Source organism: Ruania halotolerans, from assembly GCF_021049285.1.
In the GTDB taxonomy this organism is placed as follows: domain Bacteria; phylum Actinomycetota; class Actinomycetes; order Actinomycetales; family Beutenbergiaceae; genus Ruania; species Ruania halotolerans.
Genome location: NZ_CP088017.1, coordinates 3252500 through 3278045, shown reverse-complemented (window position 1 = coordinate 3278045; position 25546 = coordinate 3252500). Strand labels below are relative to the sequence as shown.

Below are 25546 nucleotides of genomic sequence, written 5' to 3'. Positions count from 1 at the left end.
GGTTTCGACAGATCCGCGCGCGAGACCTCGGGAGTACGCTCGACCACGTCCGTTGATCGCGGAGGTGAGGTGTGACGAACGACCTGCGCACCCGTGCTGAGGCGTTGCTTGCTGCACGGCAATACGCTGCCGCCCGGGACGCGTTCGACGAGCTCCTCTCCCGGGGCGAGGACCCTGCCGCCCTGGAAGGTCTGGCCACTGCGTGCCGAGTGCTGGACGACATCCCCGCTGCACGCACTGCGCTTGAGACAGCGTACCGGCGCAGACTCGACGTGGAGGAGGTCGGCGCCGCCGCCGTCGATGCGCTCACGCTGGCAGATCTGACTCTGGAACATGCGGGCGCCTTCTCAGTGGCCCGTGGCTGGCTCGCTCGCGCGGCTCAGCTGATCGAGAGCCTCCCCGAGGAGTCAGTGCACGTCCATCTCGCGGGGATGCAGGCCTATCTCGCGCTTGCCTACGACAAGGATCCCGTCGGCGCGCGGGGGCACGCCGTGATTGCCGTCGAGATCGCCCGGCGTCTCGGCACGCACAAGGACATCCTGATTGGCCAGGCCTATCTCGGGCTCATCGACGTGATGCTCGGTGATCTGGAAACCGGGATGCATCAACTTGAGCCCGCAGCGCTCGCAGCGGCAGCAGGGGAGCTTTCTGTGGCAGACGCGTTCGACGCGTACTGCCTCTTGCTGACAGCCTGTGAACGGCTTCGCGACGCCGGCCGAGTGGTGGAGTGGGCAGAACGGGCGATGGCAGTGGCCGAGGCGGGGGGCGCCGCGTTCATCGCCGCTGCACGGACGCAGTACGCCATTGCCATGGTGCTTGCGGGGCGGTGGGTTGAGGCAGAGGCTGCCCTGCAGAAAGCGGTCATGGAGGGGCAGAGTCGGCCGCTCACGGTAGCGATGGGCCTCGTCACCCGCGCGCGGCTGCGGCTGCGGCAGGGACGCCTGGCGCAGGCCCATGATGATCTGTTGGTGGCGGAACGGGAACCGTACCGGCGGGCGGTGCGACATCTGGTGATTGCCTCCCGTGCCGCCCATCACCTGGCCTGCGGCGAGGCTGAACCTGCTGCCGATCTGGCCGAGCGGTATCTGCGGATGGTCTCGCCCGAGGATGTGGTCGAACGGATCGACGGTCTGGACGTGCTGGTGCGCGCTCGTCTGGCCCTGGGCGATGTGGAACGGGCACAGCGGGCGGGCGAGGAGCTGACCCGCACGGCCGAGCGGGTGCCGACGCCCGGCATCCGCGGTACCGCCGTCCTGTGCCGCGCACGCATCATCCGGGACGTTCACGGGCCTGAGGCCGCGGTGTCGCACTTCGAACAGGCAGTGGATGACCTCGACGAGGCCGGCCTGGCGTACGAGACCATCGAAGCGCGGATCGGTCTGGCCGAGGCGCTCCGTGGCTGCGGGCACGCGGGGAGCGCACGGCGGGAGGCAGCCCAAGCCCGGGTGGCGGCCGAAATGCTGGGAGCGGCGGGGGCCGTCCGGCTTGCCGCACAGATCGAGGCGTCGTTGCGCCCAGCCGACGGCGGAGCCCTCACCTCGCGGGAGGTCCAGGTGTTGCGCCTGGCGGCGCAGGGTATGACGAACGCGGAGATCGCCGCGCACCTGGTGCTGTCCGTACGCACTGTGGAACGGCATCTGTCGAACATCTATCTCGCTCTGGGGGCGAGCGGATCGGCCGCGCGTTCGATCGCGATCGCCTACGCGCACCGGACGATTCTGAGCTGAGCGGTGCGATCCGATCGTCGGTGGCTGGATGGGGTGCCTCGATGGACCGGGGCGAGGGCCGGCGTCGGTGCGCCTACGTGTGGTTCCGGGCGACCTACGTGCGGGCACGGTATCGCCGCCAGCGGGCGGCGAGGAGTGTGGACTCCACACCCCAACGACCGGAGGTCTTCATGTCTATGCAATCCACCGCCGTCGGCACTTCCGACGAGCCTGCCGCCTTCGATGCCGAGCGTGCCGCAGCTTTCGCCGATCGGTTCGTCGGCTCCCTCGACGCCGCTGCCCTCGTGTTGATGGTCAGCCTGGGGAATCGCACCGGGCTCCTCGACACCTTGGCCGACCAGAACGCTCCAGTGACGAGCACCGAACTCGCTCGCGCAGCCGCGCTCGACGAGCGATACGTGCGGGAGTGGCTCGGCGGCATGGTGGTGGGCGGGATCGTCGCCTTCGACCCAGCCGATCGCACGTACCGGTTGCCTGCCGAACATGCCGCCAGTCTGACCTCGGGCGCCGGGGTGGACGACCTCTCCCTGTTCACCCGGTACATGAGCCTGATGGGCACCATTGAGCCGGAGATCGCCCGCGTCTTCCGGGCTGGTGGAGGTCTCGGCTACGAGGCGTACGACACCTTCCAGGAGATCCAGCGGGACGAGACCGCACGGGTCTACGACGCCGTCCTGGTCTCCGGCATTCTCCCGCTCGCAGTTTCCCTGGTGGAGCGGCTGGAAGCGGGTGTCGATGTGCTTGATGTGGGCACCGGGGCCGGGCGTGCCGTCACCGTGATGGCGCGGGCTTTCCCGAAGAGCCGGTTCACTGGACAGGACATCTCCACCGAGGGAATCGGCCTGGCTCGGGCGGAAGCCGAGGCCTGGGGGCTCGAGAACGCGGCGTTCGAGATCGGCGATGCCGCGCAGATCAGTGGCCGCTATGACGTGGTCACCGCGTTCGACACCATCCACGATCAGGCCCGGCCGGCCGCTGTGCTTGCGGCGATCCGGGGAGTGCTTGCCGATGACGGGGTCTTCCTGATGGGCGATATCGACCTGTCCTCCCACCTCGAGGAGAACGTCGGCGCCCCGATGGCGCCGCTAGCCTTCGCGTTCTCGGTGTTCCACTGCATGACCGTCTCGCTCGCCTACGGGGGAGCAGGGCTGGGAACTGCGTGGGGGAGGCAGCGCGCGCAGGAGATGCTCGACGGTGCCGGGTTCGGCCGGGTCGAGGTGACCAAGCTGGATGACGACCCGCTGAACGTCTACTACGTGGCGCGGCCCTGACCCGGGGGCCCAGTCAGGCTGGCTGGCCGGCTCAGCTCGGTCCCCGTGTGCTCGCGGCTGGTGGAATACTGGCCGCGAGCACGCATTCGCCCGACCACGGAGCACTGATGACGCAGGAGATCGAGTACCGCATCGAGCACGACACGATGGGCGAGGTGAAAGTTCCGAAGAACGCCACCTACCGGGCGCAGACCCAACGGGCGGTACAGAACTTCCAGATCTCCGGAAGCGGGATTTCCCGGCACCACATCGCTGCGCTCGCTCACATCAAGCGCGCCGCCGCGCAAGCCAACGCGGAACTCGGTGTACTCGACGAGGCGCGGGCTGAGGCCATTGGCGCCGCTGCGGACCGGGTGATCAGTGGCGAGTTCGACCACGACTTCCCGATCGACGTCTTCCAGACCGGTTCGGGCACCTCCTCGAATATGAACGCCAACGAGGTGATCGCCACCCTCGCCAGCACCGAGGCCCTCGACGTGCACCCGAACGACCACGTGAACGCCTCGCAGTCCTCCAATGACACCTTCCCGGCGTCGATCCACATCGCCGCGACGCAGGCGGTGATCGAGGAGCTCCTGCCGGGGCTCGACACTCTGGCGCAGTCCCTGGAGGCGAAGTCGGAGGAGTTCGCCGGTGTGGTCAAGTCCGGCCGCACGCACCTGATGGATGCCACCCCGGTCACCCTCGGGCAGGAGTTCGGCGGGTACGCCCAGCAGATCCGCAACGGGATCGCCCGGGTGAACGCCGCCCTGCCGCGGCTGGCCGAGCTTCCGCTGGGTGGTACGGCGGTGGGGACCGGCATCAACACTCCGCCCGGCTTCGCGCCGCGAGTGATCGAGCTGATCGCCGAGCGCACCGGGCTGCCGCTGACCGAGGCACCGAACCACTTCGAGGCGCAGGGTGCCCAGGACTCACTCGTGGAGACCTCCGGGCAGTTGCGCACCATCGCCGTCTCCCTCGCGAAGATCTGCAATGACATCCGCTGGATGGGATCCGGACCCCGCACCGGACTCGGCGAGATCGCCCTGCCGGACCTGCAGCCGGGTTCCTCGATCATGCCGGGCAAGGTGAACCCGGTGATCCCGGAGGCCACCTTGATGGTCTCCGCGCAGGTGATCGGCAATGACGCCGCCATCGCGTTCGCGGGCGCCTCCGGTTCGTTCGAGCTGAACGTGATGCTGCCGGTGCTGGCCCGCAACATCCTGGAGTCGATCACCCTGCTCGCGAACGCCTCGACCCACCTGGCCACCAAATGTGTGGACGGGATCACGGCCAATGAGGAGCGCGCGTTGCAGCTGGCCGAATCCTCACCCTCGATCGTGACACCGCTGAACCGGCATATCGGATATGAGGCGGCCGCCAAGATCGCCAAGCACTCCGTGGCCGAGGGCATCACCATCCGCCAGGCGGTGGAGGATCTCGGCTATGTCGAGCGGGGCGAGATCACCCCGGAGATCCTGGATGCAGCGCTGGACGTTTCCTCGATGACGCATCCGTAATCTCATCCCGTGCTGTCGCGCCGGTAGCGCCTGGCCGGCGCAGCCGCAGCACGCGCGCGCAGTGTTGTGAATGCGTACTGGTCACGTCCGACGGCGTCCGGTCACCTCGCGAGGTGACCGGACGCCGTCGTTGTGGTGGGTGCCGGCCTCGACGGTTCAGCCTCTAGGACTGCCGTGACCGCGCCTGCGCCCTCAGCGCCCGCTGCATATCGTCGAGCCCCTCGCGCACGAACCGTTTCGCGGCCGGATTCGCCGGTGATGAGACCAGCCACTGGGTGACCCGGTCCACCGCCTCGGCGGAGGCCAACGGCAGCGGGAACATGTACGTGAGCGCCGTCGAGGCTCGCTGCACGCCCTTGTCTTCCCAGATGGTCTCGGCGGTGGTCAGGTACCGCTCGAGGTAGGGAGCGAGTAGATCTGCCTGTCCGAGTGTGGCGAAGCCCAGGGCGATCTGGCGCTGGGTCTCGTTGGCGACGTCGTCCCGTTCGATGGCATCGCGCCATGCCTGGGCCTTCGCCTCGGCATCCGGGCGGACGGCGCGTGCCATCGCGGCACGCTCCTGCCCGGAGATGGTGGTGTCCCGAGCCTGTTCAGCCGCGATCTGCTCTTCGCCGGCACGGCCGGTGCGGGTCAGCCCGGTCAGCAGCGCCCAGCGCAGATCCGTATCCACGCTCAACCCCTCAAGCGCCGTCGATCCGTCCAGGAGTGCGGCGATCAGATCGAGGCTGGCCGGCGTCTGCGCCGCGGCTGCCAGCGCGCGGGTGAAGGTGAGCTGGTGGTCGCTGCCCGGGGCCGCCTGCATGAGGAGATCACGCAGTCCCGCCTCCCAGGTGCTGCGAAGTCCGTCGCGCTCAGCTGGGTCGGTGTAGAGCTCGATCGCGGTGCGTACCGATGCAGGAAGGCGACCTACGGCGGTCAGGTCGGACTCGGTGCCGATCCCGGCCAGCACCAGGTCCACGAAGGTGGCCACCGGCATCTGGGCGTCGCGGGTCATATCCCAGGCCGCACCCCACAGGAGGGCCCGGGTGAGAGAGTCCGGCGAATCCTGGATGTGAGTGACCGCGGTGGCCAGGGAACGCTCGTCCAATCGGATCTTGGCGTAGGTGAGGTCGCCGTCGTTGAGCAGCAGCAGGTCCGGCTGGGCCTTGCCGACCAATTCCTCGATCGCCGTCTCTTCTCCCTGCACGTCCACCTCCACGCGCTCGCGCAGGGTGAGGACGCCGCCCGTCAGGTCGTACAGGCCGATCCCGATCCGGTGACGGCGCAGCGTGGGGAACTCCGATGCTGCACTCTGGCGCACCGTGAAGGAGTCGTACGCACCGCCGTCGGCGATCGTGAACTCCGGGGCGAGGGTGTTCACCCCGGACGTCTTCAGCCATTCATCTGCCCACGAGGCGAGTTCGCGGCCGGAGGAGGCCTCCAGCGCGTGGAGTAGATCGGTGAACTCGGTGTTGGAGAAGGCATGCTCGGTGAAATACGCGCGAAGCCCGGCGAGGAACTCCTCCAGTCCCACCCAGGCCACCAGCTGCTTCAGCGTGGAGGCACCTTTGGCGTAGGTGATTCCGTCAAAGTTGACCTCCACGGCCTCCAGGTCATGATTGTCCGCGGCGATCGGGTGCGTGGAGGGCAGCTGATCCTGCCGGTAGGCCCAGTTCTTGCGAGCATTCGTGAAGGCAGTCCATACCTCGGTGTACTCGGTGGCGCTGGCCATCGCGTGGTGCGAAGCCCACTCGGCGAAGGACTCGTTCAGCCACAGGTCGTCCCACCACTTCATGGTGACGAGATCCCCGAACCACATGTGCGCCATCTCGTGCAGGATCGTGTTCGCGCGCTGCTGGTAGAAGGAGTGGGTCTGCCGTGAGCGGGGTAGGTACTCGTCCCGGAAGGTGACCGCGCCGGCGTTCTCCATCGCGCCCATGTTGTACTCCGGCACATACAGCTGGTCGTATTTGCCGAAGGCGTAGGGAACGCCGAAGGTCTCCTCGAAGAAGGCGAAGCCCTGCTTGGTGATGCGCAGCAAGGTCTCGACGTCCAGGTGTTCGGCCAGGGACTGGCGGCAGTAGTGGCCCAGCGAGATGGTGCCGTGGGCACCCTCGTAGGAGTCGAGCACCTCGTGGTACTCGCCCGCCACGAGCGCAGTGATGTATGTGGACATCCGCTCGGTAGTGGGAAAGGACCAGGTGGCGGTGCCCTCGCCAGCGGGGGCAGGCTCAGGGGTGGGTGCGTTGGAGATGACCCGCCACCGCTGCGGTGCCGTGACGGTGAAGGTGAAGACGGACTTCAGGTCGGGCTGCTCGAAGGTGGTGTACACGCGGCGGGCGTCCGGCACCTCGAACTGGGTATAGGTGTAGACCCGGCCGTCGGCGGGGTCGACGAATCGGTGCAGTCCCTCTCCGGTGCGGGAGTACGGCAGCGTCGCCACCACGCGCAGCTCGTTCTGCTCGGCCAGGTCACGTAGCAGGATGCGGGAATCACGGTAGACGGCGGCCGGGTCGAGTTCGGCGCCGTTCAGGGTGATCTGGTGGGCTTCGGCGCCCACGAGATCAGCGAAGGTAGCGGCGCCGGGTTGCGAGCAGGAGAACCGGATCACGGTGGTGCTTGCGAAGTGGGTGTCCGAACCGGTCAGGTTCAGATCGATGGTGTACGAGTCGACGGTGAGGAGGGCGGCGCGGGTAGCGGCCTCGTCTCGCGTGAGATTAGTTCCAGGCATGGTTCCGAGCATGCCATGCCGGACTGACAGCGATGCGCGCTGTCAGTCGTGGGTGGCGCAGTCCTCGGTGTGCGCGTGCACCTCGACCCCTCGCCGTCGGGCGCGCTCGCTCTGTTCGAGCTTGAGGAGCATGTGATCCAGCGCTCCAGACTCCGTCTCGAATGTCCGACGGGTGGACTCCTGGATGAAGGCCCGCTCCAACGTCAGGTAGACGTCCCAGACCGTCCCGTGCGCCGCACTGCGTGGCTCGAAGACGACGACGTCCTCCCGGATGGTCGACTCGTCGAGGAAGCACGCGTCACGTTCCCAGCCGCGCCGCGTGATGATCTCCATCAGGGCGGGACGAGTGAGGGGAATGGACACGCCACGAGCGTACTGCTGCTCTGTACCACTGGATCGGTGTGAGACGCCGGCGTGCGTTCACGAGGATCACGACGGCGGACTGGTGCGTTCGTCCTGATCGTCGCGTTTTCGCTGGTCAGGGTGAATGTCGGTGGTCGATGACAGGCTCCGTGTCATGACGTCGACACCCGCTCCTACACTGGATCCGGCCGCAGCGCCGGATGGGTCCAGTGTGCGGGCGGTGGCGCGGGAAGCACAGGTTCGATTGGCCGCCGCGGCTGTGGGTGAGGATGAACTCACTCGACTGACGAACGCCGAGCGGGTGGACCTGCTGCGCGAGTTGGAGGATCTGGTCGGCTCGGCAGCAGCTGTTCAGGCTCGCCTCGCGGCTGACCTGGACGTAGCGGTGCGAGCCGAGCGCGCGGTGGCGGGCGTGCCGGCCGAGCGTCGCGGCGCCGGGGTGGCCGCGCAGGTGGCGTTGGCCCGGCGAGTCTCTCCCGCGCGAGGCAGCCAGTATCTCGGGATGGGGAAGGCGCTCGCGAGGGAGCTGCCGCACACGATGGCCGCGCTGGCAGCGGGTGAGCTGAGCGAATGGCGGGCCATGCTCCTGGTGCGCGAGTCCACCTGCCTCACGCTTGAGGACCGCGGGGCATTCGATGCGCAGCTGTGTGCCGATCCGGCCCGGTTCACCGGCTGGGGTGACAAGCGGTTCATCGCGGAAGCGCGAGCATTGACCGCCCGGCTCGACCAGGCAGCGCTGGTGCGGCGGGCTGCGAAGGCAGAGGCTGACCGGCGGGTGACGATCCGCCCGGCGCCGGACACGATGGCTCAGGTCACCAGCCTGCTGCCCGTGGCTCAGGGCGTGGCCGTGTACGCGGCGCTTAGCCGGAGGGCTGATGAGTTGCGCGCCCAGGGCGATGCGCGGGCGCGGGGGCAGATCATGGCGGACACCTTGGTGGAGCGGGTCACGGGGCTCTCGTGCGCTGAGGGGGTGCCAGTGCATGTGAACGTGGTGATGACGGACCGGGCCCTGCTCGATGGTGCCGACGACCCTGCCGATGTCAACGACTATGGAGTGGTTCCGTCCCGTTGGGCACGGAACCTGATCGTGCGCGCTGAACAGCTGCAAGGGAAGCAGCAGCAGGAGCGAGCCTGCCAGCACAACGGTGCTCGAGAAGGGCCGGATGCCGCAGGCGGTCTGGGGGTGTGGGTGCGGCGCTTGTTCACGCAGCCGAGGAGCGGTGAGCTGGTGGCGATGCAGTCGCGCGCTCGTCGGGCGCCGGCCGGACTGGCAGCATTCATCAGGGCCCGTGACCGAACCTGCCGCACACCGTGGTGCGATGCCTCGATCCGACATACCGACCATATCGTTGACTATGCCGACGGTGGGCCTACCGAGGCCGAGTACCTCCAGGGTCTGTGTGAGGCTTGCAACTACGCCAAACTGGCGCCTGGCTGGTCGGCTCGCCCGGTCGAGCGCCGTGATTCCTCCCTGGTGCACACCGTCGTCACTCGCACTCCCACGGGGCACACCTACGCTTCCCGGGCGCCTGTACCGCCGGGGCCGCTGGAACGACCGGAATCGCCGCTGGCCCCGTGCACCGAGGCGGACGAATGGGCTGAGTTGTACGCCATTGAGATGCAGCAGGCGTATCTGCGTGAGCGAGCGCCTGCCCGGACGGACCAGGCGATCCGGCACAGCGTCCACGCGGAGCATGGCCAATGGTCGGAGCACGGCGTCCGCGCGGGGCGCGGCGTTGATGCTGAGCGTGGCTCTGATACTCGCCCCGCGGTCCTGGGCAGACGTGGCAAGCGGGCTGACCGCGATGACCGAGATGACCGCGATGACCGCGCGGCGTGAGGCCCCAGACTCTCTCGCCGTGAAGGGCGCTTACGGGGCGTCTCAGTTGTGCCTGAGCACCAGTTCGTTCACCACGCGCCCGCGCTCCGGCACGTAGCCCGTTTCTGCACCTACGTGCACGAATCCGTTCTTACGGAGCACCGCCACGGCGGCGTCGTTGTGCCGGGGGACTCGGGCGAACACCGGTCGATGCGGTATCTCCTTGAGGAAGGCCTCCAACGCCCGGGTGGTGATCCCTCGACCCCAGTATGTGCGGTCGATCCAGAATGAGACGCGGTGCTCGTCGGATTCCGTCCGCCCGCGGATGTGCCCGATCACCCGGGTTCCCGTCTCATCTTCCACCTCGATGGTTCGCAGGTTGGCGCTGGAATCCGCGCGAAGGTGTCTCCAGCGAGCATCGAAGGCCTGGCGTTCGTTCGGCGCCTCGAACATGTCCCCGGCCAGCGAGGCCGCCTCTGGATCGCGCAACTGAGCGAAGAAGGCATTCAGATCCGCGTCTCGTACCTCACGCAGGATGACGACGCACTCCTTCGACGCCATCTCCTCACCTCCCGGCTGGATCCTCATCGTAGATCGATGTGACCTAGGTCACCAGATGGGGCGACGACGAGCTCGTCAACCTCCGAGCACAGCAACCGCCTCGCGGGCGATCTCCCATTCCTCATTGGTGGGAACCACGAGCACGGCCACCCGTGACTCCGCGGTGGAGATCCGTACCGTGCCACGGGTCTCATTCGCCACCGGATCGAGCGAGATCCCCAGGCTCTCCAAGCCCGCAAGAGTTCTGGCGCGCACGGGAGCGCTGTTCTCTCCGATTCCAGCCGTGAACACCACAGCGTCCACGCGCCCGAGCACGGCTGTGTAGGCACCGATGTACTTGCGGAGGCGGTAGCAGTACACCTCCAGCGCGAGCCTCGCGTTCTCGTCACCCGCGTCGACTCCAGCTTCCACGTCCCGCATATCGTTGCTGCCGGCAAGCCCGAGCAAACCGGACCGCCGATTCATGATCGTGTCGATGGCATCGATGTCCATCCCGGCTGTGCGCGCCAGGTGGAAGACCACTGCCGGGTCGATGTCTCCCGTACGGGTGCCCATCACCAAGCCCTCCAGCGGAGTCAGGCCCATCGAGGTGTCGACGGAGTTCCCGTTCGCCACTGCGGTGGCCGAGGCGCCGTTGCCCAGGTGCAGGATGATCAGATTCGCCTGCTCAGGTGCGATGCCGAGCTCGTGCGCTGCCGCCCTGGCCACGTACTGGTGCGACGTCCCATGTGCGCCGTAGCGGCGGATGCGGTGGGCCTGTGCCACCTCGCGGTCGAGTGCGTAGGTGGCCGCATGGGCCGGCATGGTGCGGTGGAAGGCGGTGTCGAACACAGCCACCTGGGGCAGGTCCGAGAACGTCTCTCGCGCCGCGCGGATACCGGCCAGATTCGGCGGATTGTGGAGCGGGGCCAGGTCCGAGACGTCCTCGATCGCCGCCTCCACCTCGGGCGTGATCAGCACGGACTCGCTGAACTCCGGACCGCCCTGCACCACCCGGTGGCCCACCGCGGCCAGGTTCACGCCAGCGAGGTCGGGGCCGTGCTCGGAGAACGCCTCGGACATCGCTGCCATGGCCGCAGCATGATCCGGCACGTCGACCTCGCGCTCGTGATCGCAGTCGCCGACGGTGTGGCTCACCTGTCCTGTCTTCTCGCCAATTCGCTCAATCAGTCCGGTGGCCAGCGCCGCCCCGGAGGAGGCATCCACCACCTGATACTTGAGAGAGGAAGAGCCGGCATTGATGACCAGCACATGCTGCGCCGTCGGGCGTGCTGCATTCATGCCGGCTGACCGTCCTTCTCGTTGCTCGGATCGCCGTCGGCCTGGATGGCGGTGATGGCCACAGTGTTGACGATGTCCTGCACCAGCGCCCCCCGGGACAGGTCGTTCACCGGCTTGCGCAGCCCCTGGAGCACGGGCCCGACGGCGACCGCACCGGCACTGCGCTGCACTGCCTTGTACGTGTTGTTGCCGGTGTTCAGGTCGGGGAAGATCAGCACTGTCGCCCGGCCGGCGACGTCCGAACCCGGCATCTTCGTACTGGCGGTCGCCGGGTCCACGGCCGCGTCGTACTGGATGGGTCCTTCGACGACCAGGTCCGGGCGCCGCCGACGCACCTCGGCAGTGGCCGCACGTACCTTGTCCACGTCCGCGCCCGACCCGGACTCACCGGTGGAGTAGGACAGCATCGCAATCCTCGGCTCCACCCCGAATTGGGCGGCAGTCGCCGCTGAGGAGATGGCGATGTCGGCGAGCTGGTCGGCGGTCGGGTCCGGGTTCACGGCGCAATCGCCGTACACCAGCACCCGATCCTGCAGGCACATGAAGAAGACCGAGGAGACGATGGACACGTCCGGGAGGGTCTTGATGGTCTCGAACGAAGGTTTGATGGTGTGCGCGGTGGTGTGCCGGGCGCCGGAGACCATCCCGTCAGCGAGACCCTCGTAGACCATCAGAGTGCCGAAGTAGGAGACGTCGGTGACGATCTCCCGGGCTCGTTCGACGGTCATTCCCTTGTGCTGGCGCAACTCGGTATACGTGAGGGCGAACCGCTCCCGCAGCTCGCGATCGTGCGGGGACAGAACCGTGGCGGCACCGATATCCAGCCCGAGTTCACTGGCCCGGGCCCGGATGACCGCTTCGTCCCCGAGCAGGGTGATCGCTGCGACGTCGCGGGCGAGGAGAGTGCTCGCAGCGCGCAGGATCCTGTCGTCCTCCCCTTCGGGCAGCACCACATGTTTGGCACCTGCACGGGCCCGCTCGAGGAGTTCATGTTCGAACATCAATGGGGTGACCACCTCGCTGCGTGGCACGTTCACCGCGTCCATGAGGGCGTCGGCGTCCACCGCGTGCTCGAATGTGGATCGCGCCAGATCCAGCTTGCGCTGGGATCCGGTGGAGAGCAGCCCTGGCGTGCGGGCTGCGCGGCTCGCCGTCTCGAACGTGCCGTGGCCGGTGGTGATGATCGGGAGTTTCTGCCGGAGCCCGTCAACCAGGCGCGTGGTCTGCTCCGATGGCGCGAAGCCGCCGTTCAGGATGAGCCCGGCGAGGGAAGGGAAGTTCTCCGCCGCGTGTGCCGCCACCAGTGCGAGGATCACCTCGGAACGGTCCCCGGGCACGATCACCACGGCGCCGTCGGAGAGTCGTTCGAGGATGTGCTCCATCGTCATCCCGCCCACGATCAACTCCTCGGCCTCGCGGTCGAGGAGTTCGGAGTCGCCGGCTGCCAAGGTGCCGTCCACGGCCGCCATCAGGTCCCGAACGCTCGGTGCAGCCAGCAGCGGTACGTCAGGCATCACCCACGCCGGGACGTCGAGGTCGGCGAGTGAGGCGCGGATCGGCTCGAGGCCCGCTGGCGCGGCCCTGTTGGCCACCACGGCCACCAGTCGTGCATGGGCGGCGGTCAGCTCCGTGGCCGAGACGTCCACCATCTGGCGGACGTCCGCAGGATCACGCTCGACGGCGGAGACCACCAAGACCACCGCCGAACCCAGGTTCGCGGCCACCCGGGCGTTGAACGCGAGCTCGGTGGGCCCGGCCACGTCGGTGTAGTCCGAGCCGACGATCACGACGGCCTCGCACTGATCGGCCACCCGGTGATACCGGTGCACGATCGTGGACAACGCTTCGTCCGGGTCGGCATGGACGTCCTCGTACGAGACGCCCACGCACTCGTCATAGTCCAGATCGACGGCGTCGTGGCCGAGGAGCAACTCCACGACGGGATCCCGGTCCGAGTCTCCCCGGGTGATCGGGCGGAACACTCCGACTCGCGTCACGCGGCGGACGAAGGACTCCACGAGACCCAGGGCGACCGAGGACTTTCCCGTGTGACCCTCCGGAGAGGTCACGTAGACACTGGTCACCATCACGGCTCCTTGTTCGGCGCGTGCCCCGGCGCGGTGGTGCGGGCAGTTGGATGCTCGGGCAGATCGTGGCCAACGCTACCGGGGCAGCGACCGATTGCGGGTGGGCCCTTGGTCCCGGACGAGGGATTGTGCCAGTGGGCGCCGTACCGCCGTACCCTGGTGAGGTGGGCACAGGCGGGCGAGCAGCCGAGCAGTCAGCGCGATCCCGCAGCGGCGCGGCGGACTGGCTGCGCGCGGCCACTCGCCCCCGGCTCCTCGGGATCTTGCTCATCTTGCTGCTCGGGGCGCTGCTGTGTATCCGCCTTGGTGCGTGGCAGCTCGACCGGGCACAGATCCGCGGCGTCCAGGCCTCCGAGGTGGCCCAGTCCGAACGCTCGGACGGCCCGGCGCTCGCACTGGCTGAGGTGATGGAGCAGGGAAGCGGCCTCACCCAGGAGCAGCTCGGCCAACGGGTCGCGGTCAGTGGTCGCTACGAGCCAGACATGCAGTTCGTCGTCACCGGCCGCGGGTACGACGGTGAGCCTGGCGTCTATGTGCTCTCGGCGCTCCGCGTGAGCGGCGGCACCGAGGACGGTGCTCTGCTGCCGGTGGTGCGCGGGTGGGTGCCCGAGACCAGCGATGATGTGCTGGCAGTGCCGGAGGGAGAGGTGCAGGTCACCGGGTTCCTCGCCGGACCGGAGCCCGCAGAGCGGGGGATCGACCCCACGGCCGGCACCGGGGCCGAGGTGGAGGTGGAGGTGATCAGCCCGGCGCAGCTCGTGAACCATTGGGGCGGGCCGATGTACTCGGCGTATCTGCGCCTGGCCACCGAGGAACCCGTCGCAGGCACGTCGGCCGGCGAGCCCGTTCTCACACCGACCCCGATCGGGCCGCCCGAGATCACCGGCGGTGGGCTCAATGTGCGCAACCTCGCCTACGCAGCCGAGTGGTGGATCTTCGGAGGGTTCGCGATCGTGCTCTGGTGGCGGATGGTGCGCGACGAGGTGCGCCACCTACGCGAGGAACGCGACGCCGTCAGCACCTGAGCGCGCATCCCCACCTGAGCAGTCCAGTGCAGTCGACGCACACGATCGACGGTCCAGAGACTGAACGTCACGGATACAGCGTCACGGATGCAGCGTCACGGATGCAGCGTCACGGGCGGAGGGCGGTCGCGAACGCTGTGGCCGCATCCTCGATCTGCTGCTCGAGTTCGGCCGCTTCCCCGGCCACCGCCTGGGCCACGGCGGACTGCGCTGCGGCCGTCTCGCGCTGCCCACCCAGGGCTGTCTCTACTGCGCTTTCCTCCACGACGGCGGCCGTCCAGGTGGCCTGAATGGCCTCGCTGGACTCCACCTCGCCCGCAAGAGCCGATGCCGCATCGATGGTCGCAGCGCAGATCCCGTCCAGTGCGGGGGCCGGGCACTGCACCGCCAGGGTCTCTGCCACCGCACGGTTGGCCTCGGCGGCGTTCTCGGCACCGTGAGCCAGGAGGAGCGCTGGGTAGGTGCCGCAGAACTGCCGGATCGCGGCCATCGGTTCGCTCAATGCGTTGCGGAGCTCGGCGAGTGCGGCGGAGCCCTCGTCGAACCGGGTTCGCTCGGCGTCAGTGAGATCCAGGTCAGTCGGAGGAGCCGGCGGTTCCGGAGCTACCTGCACCGACTCGTCATACGCCGTCACGGCGGTGCACGAGGCGTTGACCTCGTCCAGTGAGTCCTCCGGTGAGTCGGCCGTGGGCGGCACATCCGGCCAGACCGGGCGCAGCGCCGTCCCGCTGACCGCATCGGCGATCGAACCGGCCGCGTCCGCCGGCACGATTCCGGCGCCGATGCCCGCGAGCTGCTCGGACTCCCAGGTGGCGATCTGGGCGCCCCAATGGGCCACGGCCGCTTCGCGTTCCTCGTTCTGACGGTTCTCGCGGGCGACGACGACGGCCACCACGATGAGCACCGCAAGCGCCGCGACAGCAGCGATGATGACCCGGGAGCGCCGGATGTTTCCGCGGTTCAGGATGCTGCCGGAACGCTCGGCTTCTCCAGACTGCTCGGCGTCGCCGGAGCGCTCGGCGTCTCTCGAACGCTCGGTCTCGTCAGAATGCTCAGCGTCGCCTGATGGGGCGGCAGGGGAAGGCACAGAGTCACGGTAGCCCCAAACCGCCGAGCCCATCGGCGCCTTGTCCGGAGTTGGCCGCCGGCGGCTGACCAGTGAGAGACTGGCGCCCATGACCGACTCCGAGGCCACCACAAGCGAGGGCACCACGGCGGACGCACAGGAGATGCGGGACCGGGGTGCCTTCACGCGCTACCGGATCATGGCGTTCGTGACCGGTGCGATGTTGCTGCTGCTCTGCGTGGAGATGGTCCTCAAGTACATCGTGGAAGTCAACGGCGTGGACGCCAATGGCGACTCCCGGCCCGTGATCGGCTCGTGGATCGCGTTCGTGCACGGCTGGATCTATGTGGTCTATGCGGTCACCGTGTTTGATCTGTGGAGCCGGATGCGATGGGGTTTCGGCAGGATCGCGCTCCTCATCGCCGGCGGTGTGATCCCGGTGCTCTCGTTCGTGATGGAGCAGAAGGCGCACGGCTGGGTTGAGGAGACTCTGGCCACTCGCCAGCGATCCGAATGACCCGTTGGCTCGCAGTGTGGCCCGCCGGCCCGTAGTAGGAGCACCCGGAGCGCTGGTCAACCGGCAGCTCACAGCGCGTGGGGCCGCTCCGCCGGTCAACCGTCACGTCGCAGAGTGTGAGGTCGGTCCGCCAGTCGACCGTTGCGTCGCAGAGCGTGAGGCCGATCCGCAGGGTGTGGCGCCGCCCGCCGACTGAGCACGGCGCCGCACCATGGGTCGTCGCCATTATCCTGCTGGGGTGAGCGCACCCACGAAACCCCCCACGCCCCGGCCCGTTCTCGTCGTCGACTTCGGTGCGCAGTACGCCCAACTCATCGCCCGCCGCGTGCGCGAGGCCGATGTGTTCTCGGTGATCGTGCCGCACACGATGGCGGTGGCCGACATGCTCGCCAAGGATCCGGCCGCCATCATCCTCTCCGGTGGCCCGGCCTCGGTCTATGCCGACGGTGCTCCTTCGGTGGATCCGGCACTGTTCGAGGCCGACGTCCCGGTACTCGGCATCTGCTACGGCTTCCAGGCGATGGCGCGTGCGCTGGGTGGCACGGTGGCGCACACCGGAACACGTGAGTACGGCGGCACCACCGTGAGCATTGATGAGGCAGGGACCTTGCTGCACGGGTCCGGTCAGGCGCAGACCACGTGGATGAGTCACGGGGACGCCGTGCACGCGGCCCCGGCAGGCTTCCAGGTGCTCGCGACGTCCCCGGGCTCACCCGTGGCGGCCTTCGAGAACACGGAGCGCCGGCTGTACGGCATGCAATGGCATCCGGAGGTGAAGCACTCTGAACGCGGCCAGCAGGCCCTGGAGAACTTCCTCTACCGCGCCGCGGCGATCGAACCGGACTGGACTGCCGGGAACGTGATCTCCGACCAGATCGCGGCGATCCGCGCCCAGGTAGGCGATGCGAAGGTGATCTGCGGGCTCTCTGGTGGGGTGGACTCCTCAGTGGCCGCAGCCCTCGTGCAGCAGGCCATCGGGGATCAACTCACCTGCGTCTTCGTGGACCACGGGTTGTTGCGCCACGGCGAGGCCGAACAGGTGGAGACCGACTTCGTGGCCGCCACGGGTGTCAAGCTCAAGGTGGTCGACGCGGTCGATCGATTCCTCGATGCGCTCGCCGGGGTCAGTGACCCGGAAACCAAACGCAAGATCATCGGACGCGAGTTCATCAGGGTCTTCGAGGACGCCGCCCGGGAGGTGGTGGCCGCCGAGGGTGGGGCCGGCGCAGACGTCAAATTCCTGGTCCAAGGCACCCTCTACCCCGACGTGGTCGAATCCGGCGGCGGTGAGGGCGCGGCGAACATCAAGTCCCACCACAACGTCGGCGGCCTGCCCGATGACCTGCAGTTCGAATTGATCGAACCGTTGCGGACCCTGTTCAAGGACGAGGTGCGAGCCGTAGGCCTCGAGCTCGGTGTGCCAGAGGCCATCGTGTGGCGCCAGCCGTTCCCGGGGCCCGGTCTGGGCATCCGGATCGTCGGTGACGTCACGGCCGAGCGGCTGCAGACCCTGCGCGCCGCGGATCTGATCGCTCGCGAGGAGCTCACCGCTGCCGGGCTGGACCGGGCCATCTGGCAGTGCCCTGTGGTGCTGCTCGCCGATGTCCGCTCCGTGGGAGTGCAGGGCGACGGCCGCACCTACGGGCACCCGATCGTGCTCCGGCCGGTCTCCTCTGACGATGCAATGACGGCGGACTGGACGCGCGTGCCGTATGAGGTACTCGCGAGGATATCCACCCGGATCACCAATGAGGTACCCGAGGTGAACCGGGTGACGTTGGACGTGACCAGCAAGCCGCCAGGCACCATCGAGTGGGAGTAAGCACACCGAGCTGAAAGGGGGCGCATCATCCGTATCGTTCACGTCTCCGACTGCTACGCCCCGCGCGTGGGTGGCATCGAGAGTCAGGTGGAGGACCTCGCCGCGCATCAGGTGAGTCAGGGCCATTCGGTGCACGTGCTCACGGCCACAGCGGCCGACGCCGGAACCGGAGGCGAACTCGGCAGATACCGGCAGACGATCACCCAACTCTCCGGGGTACGGCTGCACCGGCTTGCCTCCCCGGTGACGTTCGGGCTGCCAGTGCATCCCCGTGGGCGGGCTCTGATCCGCCGGGCGCTGCAGCTGCTCGAGCCCGATGTGGTGCACGTGCATGCCGGAGTGGTCTCGCCGTTCGCCCACGACGGCGCCCGCGCGGCTCGCGAGATGGGCCTTCCGTTGGCGATCACGTGGCACTGCATGCTCGACGGTGTGGAACAGGCGGTCGCGATCGGTGCCCGGGTCACCGGCTGGCGATCCACCCCATTCGCACCCAGCGCGGTGAGCGCGGTGGCCGCCGAGCGGGTGGCGGAGGCATTGGGCCGTACTGACGTGAGCGTGATGCCGAACGGACTGGACCTGAGGCCGTGGCGGGCGGTCGCGGCCCGAGGCGACCGGACGCCGTCGGGACCGGGGGCAGGGCCCGCGCGCACCGGCCCTTTGCGCGTGGTTGCCACCCAGCGGCTCGCTCCTCGCAAGCGAGCCGTGCCGCTCGTACGGACCGTGGCGCGGGCTCACGAGCGGCTCGGCCGCGACGACGCCGGCAGGCCCCGGATCAGGCTCACCATCGCAGGGGGCGGACCTGCCGAGCACGCGGTGCGCACTGAGGTGGTCGCCGCCGGCCTGGAGGATGTGGTCAGTGTGCTCGGACGAGTGCCCCGCCCGACCCTGCCGACGTTGTACCGGGACCAGGATGTGTTCGTGGCACCGGCGATGTTGGAGGCGTTCGGTATCGCGGCCCTGGAAGCGCGGGCTGCCGGACTCGCCATCGTGGGCCAGCGGGGCACCGGGTTGAGTGAGTTCGTGCAGCATGAGCGCGACGGGCTGCTCGTTGACGGTGACGATGCGGCGACCGAGGCATTGGTGCGACTGGCCGAGGACGCTGATCTCCTCGCGCAGATCCACGCGCACAATGGCGCCGAGGCGCCGCCGATGTCGTGGGCGGAGGTGATCGGGCGCGCCGATGCCGTGTACGCACGAGCCCGGGAGGCGATGGGCCTCCCGGGCTCGACCGGATCGGAGATGGGCGACCGGCGCTAGCGACCCTTCGCTGCTGAGATGAGTGCGCCGACCAGCAGCGTGGCGCCTGCGATCGCGAGGATGCCGATGGTGACGGCGGTTGGATCGAGCCGGGCGCCCAGCCCGACGGCGATCACCACGGCGCCGAGCAGGATCAGCACCAGACCCCATACGACGGACCGCATCCGGGGTCCGCGCCGAGTCTGCGCGCTGGGATCGGATGCTCCGCCGTAGGAGACGGTCTGAGCGGGACTGGTGGAACTCGTGACGCTGCTGGGGCTGGTGGACATGGCGGTCTCTGTCTCCTCGATGTGGTGACGTTCTGTGTGCTCTCCCGTACTCACGGCTACCTCTCCTCGATCACGATCTCGCCGAAGCCGAGATCGACGTGGAGCTCAAGGGCCTCGACGGTGGCGTCGTTGGCCTCAGGCGAGGAGATGGTGACTTCTCGGTTGCCGCCGAAGCGGAAGCCGTAGTCGATGTCGCCGTCGATGGTCTGGGCCGCGCGGCCTTCGACCTGAGCGGTCCAGTCGTTGAGGTTGCGGGTGACGACCTCTCCGGTCACGGAGGTGTCGATAACGATCGGTAGTCCTTCCGGGACGAGCACGGTCAGTTCTCCCGCGCCCAGCTCGACCTCCACCGGGCCCGGGACCGTGACGTCCTCCAGATCGGAGAGGTCGACGATGAGCACGCCACCGGCGAGTTGGTCGTACCCTTCGGTGGCCTCTGCGGCGGTGGCGGGTTGCCACCTCTGTTCCCCATAGGCGCTGGAGTCGTTCCAATCGAAGCGGTGCACGACCTCGGTCGAGTGCACCATCGCCCACGGGATGGCCACCAGGGCCACGAGAGTGCCGAGCACCCCGAGGCTGCCGGAACGACGGCCCATCAGACCGGCGATCACGGCGCCGAGGCCGAACAGGGCTACTGCGGCGCCGAGGGCGACTACCGGTGTGCTCCACGTATTCGGTGTTCCGGGATCGGCGAACCACGGCTGGGTCCACATGGTTCCGGATCCGGTGTAACCGGCGTAGAGCAGAACCGCGACGACGAGGAGGATCAGGCCCAGTGTCACCCGCACCAGGGTGGCGCCCGGTCCGGGGACGCGGGGCTTCGGTGGTGGGGCCGGTGCTGGCGGCGGCTCTGGCAGGTGATCCGACGGCGGCACGGGGGGCTGACCAGGGGGCGGGACCGTCGGCGGCTGTTCGGCATCGACCGGAGGGGCATTCGATGCAGCGCCGGACCACGGGGTGTGGTCGGCCGGGGTGCTGGTGGTTGACATGTGGCTCCAGTCACCATGTGCGGCTGCGGTCGCTGGGAGCACGTGGGTCTCCTCGGGTGCAGGAGTGTCGATCGGTTCAGTGGGCCCAGCGGGCGCACCATGCTCAACGGGTTCGCTTGGCCCAGCGAATCCGTCGCGTTCGCCCCGTTCGGACAGCTCGCTCGGCTCGGATGGCTCGTTCGGTCCGGATGGCTCGCTCGGCTTGCTCTCGTTCACGGCAGCCGTTTCCGTGTTCTCCCTCTCGTCCTGACCGTCGGAGCTGCTGGTGCCGGTGGTGCCAGGAGCGTTGGCTGCTTCCTCGCCCGACGCGTGGGAGGGGGCCACGATGGTGCCTGTTGGCCCTGCCGCGAACGCCACAGTCGTCTCCGCTGTCCCTGCGGGTGGATCTGGGGGCGGGGTGCTGCCGGCACCCCAGGGACCTGCGGGACCAGCGGGACCGCCGGGCCACGGGGACCCCTCGGATCCGTAGTGCTGGCTATGCCCGCCGGGGCCGTACTGCCCACCTGGATCATGCTGTCCGCTGTACCCACCAGGAGCGGCTGGGCCCGTCTCCGCCGTCCCCGGAATGGAGCCTTCGTCCTGGCGTCGCTGGATCGCCAGGGCGATGACTGCGACGAGGGCGATCAGTGCGATGATCCCGAGGCTCACCGGCAGTGCGCCCCAGCCGCTCCACCAGAAGCCGGCGCGGGAGAGTCCGATCACAGTGAGCAGGAGGGCGCCAGCAAGAGCCGCGTCGAACCGGCCACGGATGGCCTCTTGCAGGTGAATGCGGCCGTCAGAATGCTCCGGTAGCAGCGCCCACGCCACCCCGTAGACAAGCAGACCGAAGCCGCCGAACAGGGTAATCAGCAGAAAGGCGCCGCGCACGATGAGCGGGTCGATACCGAGGCGGTGCGCGAGCCCTGCGGCCACACCGCCGATCCAGCGGTCCTGCGTGCGGGGGAGGTTTGCGCGTCGCAAGGAGTCGAAGAAGCCGTCGGCCGCTGGAGCCTTCGGATCAGATGCGTTCGAGTTCATGCCTCCAGTCAACCGGCGTGGCGCTCCTGGCGGTATCGGGGGAGACCCTGAACTAGCCCTGAGTTCGAGGCTGCTTTGTGGCTGATCACCCCTGATCTCTCCCTGAACCAGCCGCCTGAACCTCCTGCGACGGCCACCCGCGTGCCACGATGCTCTGGTGACCCCTCTTGCCCCCACCGAGCCCGGTGCGCACCAGCCGCGCCAGCTGGGCGCCGTGCCCCTGCGCCGGCCGGTCCACGGGCGGCGCCTGCTCGGTGTGTGCGTAGGACTGGCGAGGCACCTCGGGTTCTCCACGACCGCCGTCAGGTGGATCTTCATCCTCCTGACGCTGCTCCTCGGCGCCGGTGTGCTGCTCTACCTCTGGTTCGTGCTGACCGTCCCGGAGGGAGATCCGGAAGAGGCGGCGGCGGAGGAGCGCCCGACTCGGTTGACCCGCCTGGTGCCCCGGCTCCGGGCGACGACGGCCGCAACCCCGGTGGCAGACCTGGTGATCGGTGCAGCGTTGCTGCTGGTTGCCGCGGCGCTACTGGCCAGCCAGGTGCAACCGGGATTCGAAGCGGCGTGGTTGCTGCCGGTGGTGGTCCTCGTGGCCGGTGCAGCGCTCGCATGGAGCCAGCTCGAAGCGGCCGAGCGGCAGCGCCGAACCGGGCAGCCGGTGCGCCGTGCCTCGGTGCTGCTGCGCGTCGGCGGCGGTCTGACACTCGCGCTGATCGGCGTGATCATCTTCGTGGCGCGCGGGCGGCCGCTCGGCGATGTCGTGAACGGGGTCCTGGCCGGACTCGCCATCCTCGCAGGCACCGCATTCGTTCTCGCGCCGCTTGGACTGCGGTTGTGGCGCGATCTCGTCGCTGAACGGGCGGCCCGAGCGCGGGAAGCCGAGCGTGCCGACATCGCGGCGCATCTACATGACTCGGTCCTTCAGACGCTGTCGCTGATCCGCGCACGAGCGGACGATCCGGTGTTCGTGCGCCGAATGGCCCGCGGCCAGGAACGAGAACTGCGGGACTGGCTCTATGCCGACCGCCCCGATGAGGGCGACTCCATCGCTCAGGCAGTGCGCCAAGCCGCCGCCGAGGTGGAGGATTCGCATGGAGTCCCGATCGATGTGGTGACGGCGGGAGACGCCGTCCCTGACGCCGGGACCGGTGTGCTCACTGCTGCCACGCGGGAAGCGCTCGTGAACGCCGTCAAGCACGGGGCGGAGCCCGTCTCGCTCTACGTGGAGGTGAACGGTGAGGCTACCGAGGTGTTCGTGCGCGACCGCGGCGACGGGTTCGACCCGGAGAGCATCGACGAGGACCGCCACGGGGTACGGCATTCGATCCTCGGCCGGATGCGGCGGCACGGCGGCACCGCGGATATCCGCAGTGATGCTGAGCGAGGCACGGAGATCCGGCTGCGCATGCCCCACCTGGCAACCGATACCGCACCGAAGGACTAAGGGAGAATGATGACGCTGCGTGTGGTGCTGGTGGACGACCACCGGATGATCCGAGCAGGGGTTCGTAGCGAACTGGCTGAGGACATCCAGGTCGTGGGTGAGGCTGCCGACGTGCCGACGGCGATCTCCGCCGTCCAGGAGCTACGCCCCGACGTCGTGCTGCTCGACGTACACCTGCCCGGAGGGCAGGGCGGCGGCGGTGCGGAAGTGCTGAGCGGGTGCGCCGATCTGCTCGGGGACGTGCGCTTCCTCGCACTATCCGTCTCGGACGCCTCCGAGGACGTCGTCTCAGTGATCCGCGCCGGCGCTCGCGGGTACGTCACCAAAGCGATCGCCGGGAACGATCTCTCCGATGCCATCCGGCGCGTGGCCGGGGGAGACGCGGTGTTCTCACCGCGGCTGGCGGGTTTCGTGCTGGACGCCTTCGGCACTACGGCCACCGATGTGGCCGTCACTGATGACGAGCTTGACCGGCTCTCCGCACGTGAACAGGAAGTGATGCGGTTGATCGCGCGCGGATACACCTACCGGGAGGTAGCCGGAGAGCTGTTCATCTCGATCAAGACCGTAGAAACGCACGTCTCGGCGGTGCTTCGCAAGCTGCAGCTCTCCTCCCGGCATGAGCTGACCCGGTGGGCGGCGGTGCGGCGGCTCTTGTGAGGCGCGTGACGGACGCGTGTTCCGGTCGCCCGACGATCGCAGGTAAGGTGAGCCTATCCAAATGTTCTGGAGGGCTCTGTGTCTGTTTCTGCTATCCGACGGCGAGGCCCGGCCTCCGTTGTCGGCGCCTTTGCCGCTGTGCTTGTCTTGTCTGCTTGTGGTGGGGGCGGAGCGGATGCTTCGTCCGGGGCCGATGATCAACCGGAGACGCGCACGGTCGAGCATGCGCTGGGCACTGCTGAGATTCCCGCCGATCCGCAACGGGTTGTGATGACGGAGTCGGCCGGGCTTGGCCTCCTGATCGGCCTGGGGGTCACCCCTGTGGCGGCCCCGCTGTTCGGCGGGTTCAGTGAGTTGCCCGACTACGTGAGTGCCCAGCTTCCTGATGACTTCACCGTTGTTGGCACCCCCAGGGAGCCGAATCTCGAGGCGATCGCCGCACTCGAACCCGACCTGATCATCGGGGTCGACTTCATTGTCAGCGAGAATCTGAACTCGCTCGAGGGCATCGCTCCTACTATTGCGTACCACGGATTTGATGAGCGGGGTCGAGGGACCGGATGGACCGAGCAGCTCACCGAGCTCGGCGAGTTGCTCGCCCTCGAGGACGAGGCCATCCAGAACATCAAGGACTTCGAGGACCGTGTGGCTAGCATCGATGCACAACTTCCCGATAGCGGGGAGACCATTGCGGTGCTGCGAGCGCGCCCTGATGAACTGCGCTTCTACAACACCTCCAGCACGCTGAGTTCTTCCGTGATCCAGAACCTGCAGCACATCACTCTCGTCGATCCCGCATTCGGTGAGGTCGCGGACAGCGGATCTCCATGGTCAGTGATCGCCCTGGAGAACCTGCCCGAGATATCCAGCGATTGGATCTACGTTGTGCCGGACAGCGCTGCCGAGTTGGAGACCTTGCAGGCTCAGCCGTTGTGGGATCGGATCCCTGCGGTGCAGGCCGGCCAGGTATGCGTGGCGGAGGAGTTCGCGGCGTGGTTCGAGGGCGGTCCGCTGGCTGCCGGGATCGTCGCCAGCGAGGTGGCGGTCTGCCTGACCGCGGACTGACGCTCGCATGCCCACACATTCGGTAAGGTGAGCCTATCCAAAGGTGTTGGGAGAGGTCTGTGTCCGTTTCTGTTGTCCGGCTGCGACGCGTCGCTGCCGTTGCCGTTGCTGGCACCGTTGCTGTTGCGCTGGTCTTGTCTGCTTGTGCTGGGGGCGGAACGGGCGCTTCGTCCGGGGCCGGTGGTCAGCAGGAGATGCGTACGGTCGAGCATGCGCTGGGTGCCACCGAAATTCCGGTCGATCCACAGCGCGTGGTCCTGATGAACTCGGCCGGACTGGACATCATGATCGCCTTGGGGATTGTTCCCGTGGGTGCCGCCTTGTGGGGCGGAATCAGTGAGGTCCCGGACTATGTGAGTGCGCATCTTCCTGATGACTTCACCATCCTGGGAACCTCCACGGAGCCGAACCTTGAGGCAGTTGCAGCACTCGAACCCGACCTGATCATCGGCATCGACAACATCGTCAGCGACAATCTGAGCGTTCTCGAGGGCATCGCGCCCACAGTTGCTTACCACCGGCGGGACGAGCAGGGCGTAGCGGTCGGATGGACCGAGCACATCACCGAACTCGGTGAGCTGCTCGATCTCGAAGACGAAGCGGCGCAACGCATCGCGGCGTTTGAGGAACGTGTCGCCGAGGTTGACGCACATCGTGCCGACACTGGTGAGACTATCGCGATGCTGCGGGCACGATCCGAGGAAGTGCGCTTCTACGACACGACCAGCACGCTGAGCTCCAACGTCCTGCAGAGCATGCAGCACGTCACCCTGCTCGATCCGACGTTCGGCCAACCTGTCGAAGACGGCGCCGCTCCGTGGCTAGTGATCTCAACGGAGATGTTGACCGAGATCCCCAGTGACTGGGTCTATATCGTGCCCGATAGCGATGCCGACCTGGAGGCTCTGCAGGCTCAGCCCTTGTGGGAGCAGGTCCCTGCGGTGCAGGCGGATCAGGTGTGTGTTGCTGAGGAGTTTGCGGCGTGGTTCCAGCCCGGTCCGCTGGCTGCCGAGATCGTCGCCAGCGAGGTCGAGACCTGCCTGACCCAGGGCTGATCCGGCCCGGGTCTGCTCATGCGCTCGTCCAGGCGCTGTACTAGC

General features: G+C 68.0%; 20 protein-coding genes. 12 read left to right on the top strand and 8 right to left on the bottom strand.

Going from position 1 to position 25546, the window contains the following annotated elements:
• The first annotated feature begins 71 nt into the window (after window positions 1–71).
• The 3 genes from LQF10_RS19395 (at window position 72) to LQF10_RS14675 (ending at window position 4497) form a co-directional block, all read left to right on the top strand.
• Window positions 72–1727 (top strand): response regulator transcription factor, encoded by a 1656-nt coding sequence (locus tag LQF10_RS19395; RefSeq protein ID WP_290371105.1) that lies wholly within the window; start codon window positions 72–74, stop codon window positions 1725–1727.
• A 170-nt stretch (window positions 1728–1897) separates the two neighbouring features.
• On the top strand, window positions 1898–2998 hold the full coding sequence (locus tag LQF10_RS14680; RefSeq protein ID WP_231064574.1) for a class I SAM-dependent methyltransferase: 1101 nt from the start codon (window positions 1898–1900) through the stop codon (window positions 2996–2998).
• Window positions 2999–3105: 107 nt separating this feature from the next.
• On the top strand, window positions 3106–4497 hold the full coding sequence (locus tag LQF10_RS14675; protein ID WP_231064573.1) for a class II fumarate hydratase: 1392 nt from the start codon (window positions 3106–3108) through the stop codon (window positions 4495–4497).
• A 163-nt stretch (window positions 4498–4660) separates the two neighbouring features.
• Here the strand turns inward: LQF10_RS14675 and pepN are convergent, their stop codons facing one another.
• Both pepN and LQF10_RS14665 read right to left on the bottom strand, forming a co-directional pair.
• Window positions 4661–7207, bottom strand: coding sequence for an aminopeptidase N (gene pepN / locus LQF10_RS14670; RefSeq protein WP_231064572.1), 2547 nt, complete (start codon window positions 7205–7207; stop codon window positions 4661–4663).
• Between the two features lie 42 nt (window positions 7208–7249).
• Complete coding sequence (locus tag LQF10_RS14665; protein ID WP_231064571.1) at window positions 7250–7570, bottom strand: hypothetical protein; 321 nt, start codon at window positions 7568–7570, stop codon at window positions 7250–7252.
• A gap of 154 nt (window positions 7571–7724) precedes the next feature.
• On the opposite strand from LQF10_RS14665, the gene LQF10_RS14660 reads away from it, so the two are divergent.
• Window positions 7725–9410 carry an HNH endonuclease gene (locus LQF10_RS14660; protein ID WP_231064570.1) on the top strand — a complete coding sequence of 562 codons (1686 nt, stop codon included), beginning with the start codon at window positions 7725–7727 and terminating at the stop codon, window positions 9408–9410.
• Window positions 9411–9452: 42 nt separating this feature from the next.
• On the opposite strand, the gene LQF10_RS14655 is transcribed toward LQF10_RS14660, so the two are convergent.
• From LQF10_RS14655 to pta, 3 genes are all read right to left on the bottom strand, one after another.
• Window positions 9453–9950: a GNAT family N-acetyltransferase gene (locus tag LQF10_RS14655; RefSeq protein ID WP_231064569.1), complete on the bottom strand. Its 498-nt coding sequence runs from the start codon at window positions 9948–9950 to the stop codon at window positions 9453–9455.
• Window positions 9951–10025: 75 nt separating this feature from the next.
• Window positions 10026–11231, bottom strand: coding sequence for an acetate/propionate family kinase (locus tag LQF10_RS14650; RefSeq protein WP_231064568.1), 1206 nt, complete (start codon window positions 11229–11231; stop codon window positions 10026–10028).
• Window positions 11228–13318, bottom strand: coding sequence for a phosphate acetyltransferase (gene pta, locus LQF10_RS14645; protein ID WP_231064567.1), 2091 nt, complete (start codon window positions 13316–13318; stop codon window positions 11228–11230). Before pta ends, LQF10_RS14650 begins: the two co-directional genes overlap by 4 nt.
• A 164-nt stretch (window positions 13319–13482) precedes the next feature.
• On the opposite strand from pta, the gene LQF10_RS14640 reads away from it, so the two are divergent.
• On the top strand, window positions 13483–14343 hold the full coding sequence (locus tag LQF10_RS14640; RefSeq protein WP_231064566.1) for an SURF1 family protein: 861 nt from the start codon (window positions 13483–13485) through the stop codon (window positions 14341–14343).
• A 109-nt stretch (window positions 14344–14452) separates the two neighbouring features.
• On the opposite strand, the gene LQF10_RS14635 is transcribed toward LQF10_RS14640, so the two are convergent.
• Complete coding sequence (locus LQF10_RS14635) at window positions 14453–15430, bottom strand: hypothetical protein (protein WP_231064565.1); 978 nt, start codon at window positions 15428–15430, stop codon at window positions 14453–14455.
• Between the two features lie 88 nt (window positions 15431–15518).
• Here LQF10_RS14635 and LQF10_RS14630 point away from each other — a divergent pair, with 88 nt between their 5' ends.
• The 3 genes from LQF10_RS14630 to LQF10_RS14620 all read left to right on the top strand — a co-directional run bounded on the left by LQF10_RS14630 (window position 15519) and on the right by LQF10_RS14620 (window position 19005).
• Complete coding sequence (locus LQF10_RS14630) at window positions 15519–15926, top strand: DUF3817 domain-containing protein (RefSeq protein WP_231064564.1); 408 nt, start codon at window positions 15519–15521, stop codon at window positions 15924–15926.
• 238 nt (window positions 15927–16164) lie between these two features.
• The gene (guaA, locus tag LQF10_RS14625) at window positions 16165–17748 is read left to right on the top strand and encodes a glutamine-hydrolyzing GMP synthase (RefSeq protein ID WP_435531408.1); all 1584 of its coding nucleotides are present in this window, start codon (window positions 16165–16167) and stop codon (window positions 17746–17748) included.
• Between the two features lie 66 nt (window positions 17749–17814).
• Complete coding sequence (locus tag LQF10_RS14620; protein ID WP_231064562.1) at window positions 17815–19005, top strand: glycosyltransferase family 4 protein; 1191 nt, start codon at window positions 17815–17817, stop codon at window positions 19003–19005.
• Here the strand turns inward: LQF10_RS14620 and LQF10_RS14615 are convergent.
• Both LQF10_RS14615 and LQF10_RS14610 read right to left on the bottom strand, forming a co-directional pair.
• Window positions 19002–19328, bottom strand: coding sequence for a hypothetical protein (locus tag LQF10_RS14615; RefSeq protein ID WP_231064561.1), 327 nt, complete (start codon window positions 19326–19328; stop codon window positions 19002–19004). The genes LQF10_RS14620 and LQF10_RS14615 overlap by 4 nt on opposite strands.
• A 2-nt stretch (window positions 19329–19330) precedes the next feature.
• Window positions 19331–21280 carry a PspC domain-containing protein gene (locus LQF10_RS14610; protein WP_231064560.1) on the bottom strand — a complete coding sequence of 650 codons (1950 nt, stop codon included), beginning with the start codon at window positions 21278–21280 and terminating at the stop codon, window positions 19331–19333.
• 157 nt (window positions 21281–21437) lie between these two features.
• Between LQF10_RS14610 and LQF10_RS14605 the strand changes: the two genes are divergently transcribed.
• The 4 genes from LQF10_RS14605 to LQF10_RS14590 all read left to right on the top strand — a co-directional run bounded on the left by LQF10_RS14605 (window position 21438) and on the right by LQF10_RS14590 (window position 25501).
• Window positions 21438–22721, top strand: a complete 1284-nt coding sequence (locus tag LQF10_RS14605) for an ATP-binding protein (protein ID WP_231064559.1) — start codon at window positions 21438–21440, stop codon at window positions 22719–22721.
• A gap of 9 nt (window positions 22722–22730) precedes the next feature.
• Window positions 22731–23381 (top strand): response regulator, encoded by a 651-nt coding sequence (locus LQF10_RS14600; protein WP_231064558.1) that lies wholly within the window; start codon window positions 22731–22733, stop codon window positions 23379–23381.
• Window positions 23382–23459: 78 nt separating this feature from the next.
• Window positions 23460–24446, top strand: coding sequence for an ABC transporter substrate-binding protein (locus tag LQF10_RS14595; RefSeq protein WP_231064557.1), 987 nt, complete (start codon window positions 23460–23462; stop codon window positions 24444–24446).
• 59 nt (window positions 24447–24505) lie between these two features.
• Window positions 24506–25501: an ABC transporter substrate-binding protein gene (locus LQF10_RS14590; RefSeq protein WP_231064556.1), complete on the top strand. Its 996-nt coding sequence runs from the start codon at window positions 24506–24508 to the stop codon at window positions 25499–25501.
• The last annotated feature ends 45 nt before the right edge of the window (window positions 25502–25546 follow it).

Coding starts and splice junctions, on each gene's coding strand:
- LQF10_RS14680 (WP_231064574.1), top strand. CDS start 1,898: ATGTCTATGCAATCCACCGCCGTCGGCACTTCCGACGAGCCTGCCGCC.
- LQF10_RS14675 (WP_231064573.1), top strand. CDS start 3,106: ATGACGCAGGAGATCGAGTACCGCATCGAGCACGACACGATGGGCGAG.
- pepN (WP_231064572.1), bottom strand. CDS start 7,207: ATGCCTGGAACTAATCTCACGCGAGACGAGGCCGCTACCCGCGCCGCC.
- LQF10_RS14660 (WP_231064570.1), top strand. CDS start 7,725: ATGACGTCGACACCCGCTCCTACACTGGATCCGGCCGCAGCGCCGGAT.
- LQF10_RS14655 (WP_231064569.1), bottom strand. CDS start 9,950: ATGGCGTCGAAGGAGTGCGTCGTCATCCTGCGTGAGGTACGAGACGCG.
- LQF10_RS14650 (WP_231064568.1), bottom strand. CDS start 11,231: ATGAATGCAGCACGCCCGACGGCGCAGCATGTGCTGGTCATCAATGCC.
- pta (WP_231064567.1), bottom strand. CDS start 13,318: ATGGTGACCAGTGTCTACGTGACCTCTCCGGAGGGTCACACGGGAAAG.
- LQF10_RS14630 (WP_231064564.1), top strand. CDS start 15,519: ATGACCGACTCCGAGGCCACCACAAGCGAGGGCACCACGGCGGACGCA.
- LQF10_RS14610 (WP_231064560.1), bottom strand. CDS start 21,280: ATGAACTCGAACGCATCTGATCCGAAGGCTCCAGCGGCCGACGGCTTC.
- LQF10_RS14600 (WP_231064558.1), top strand. CDS start 22,731: ATGACGCTGCGTGTGGTGCTGGTGGACGACCACCGGATGATCCGAGCA.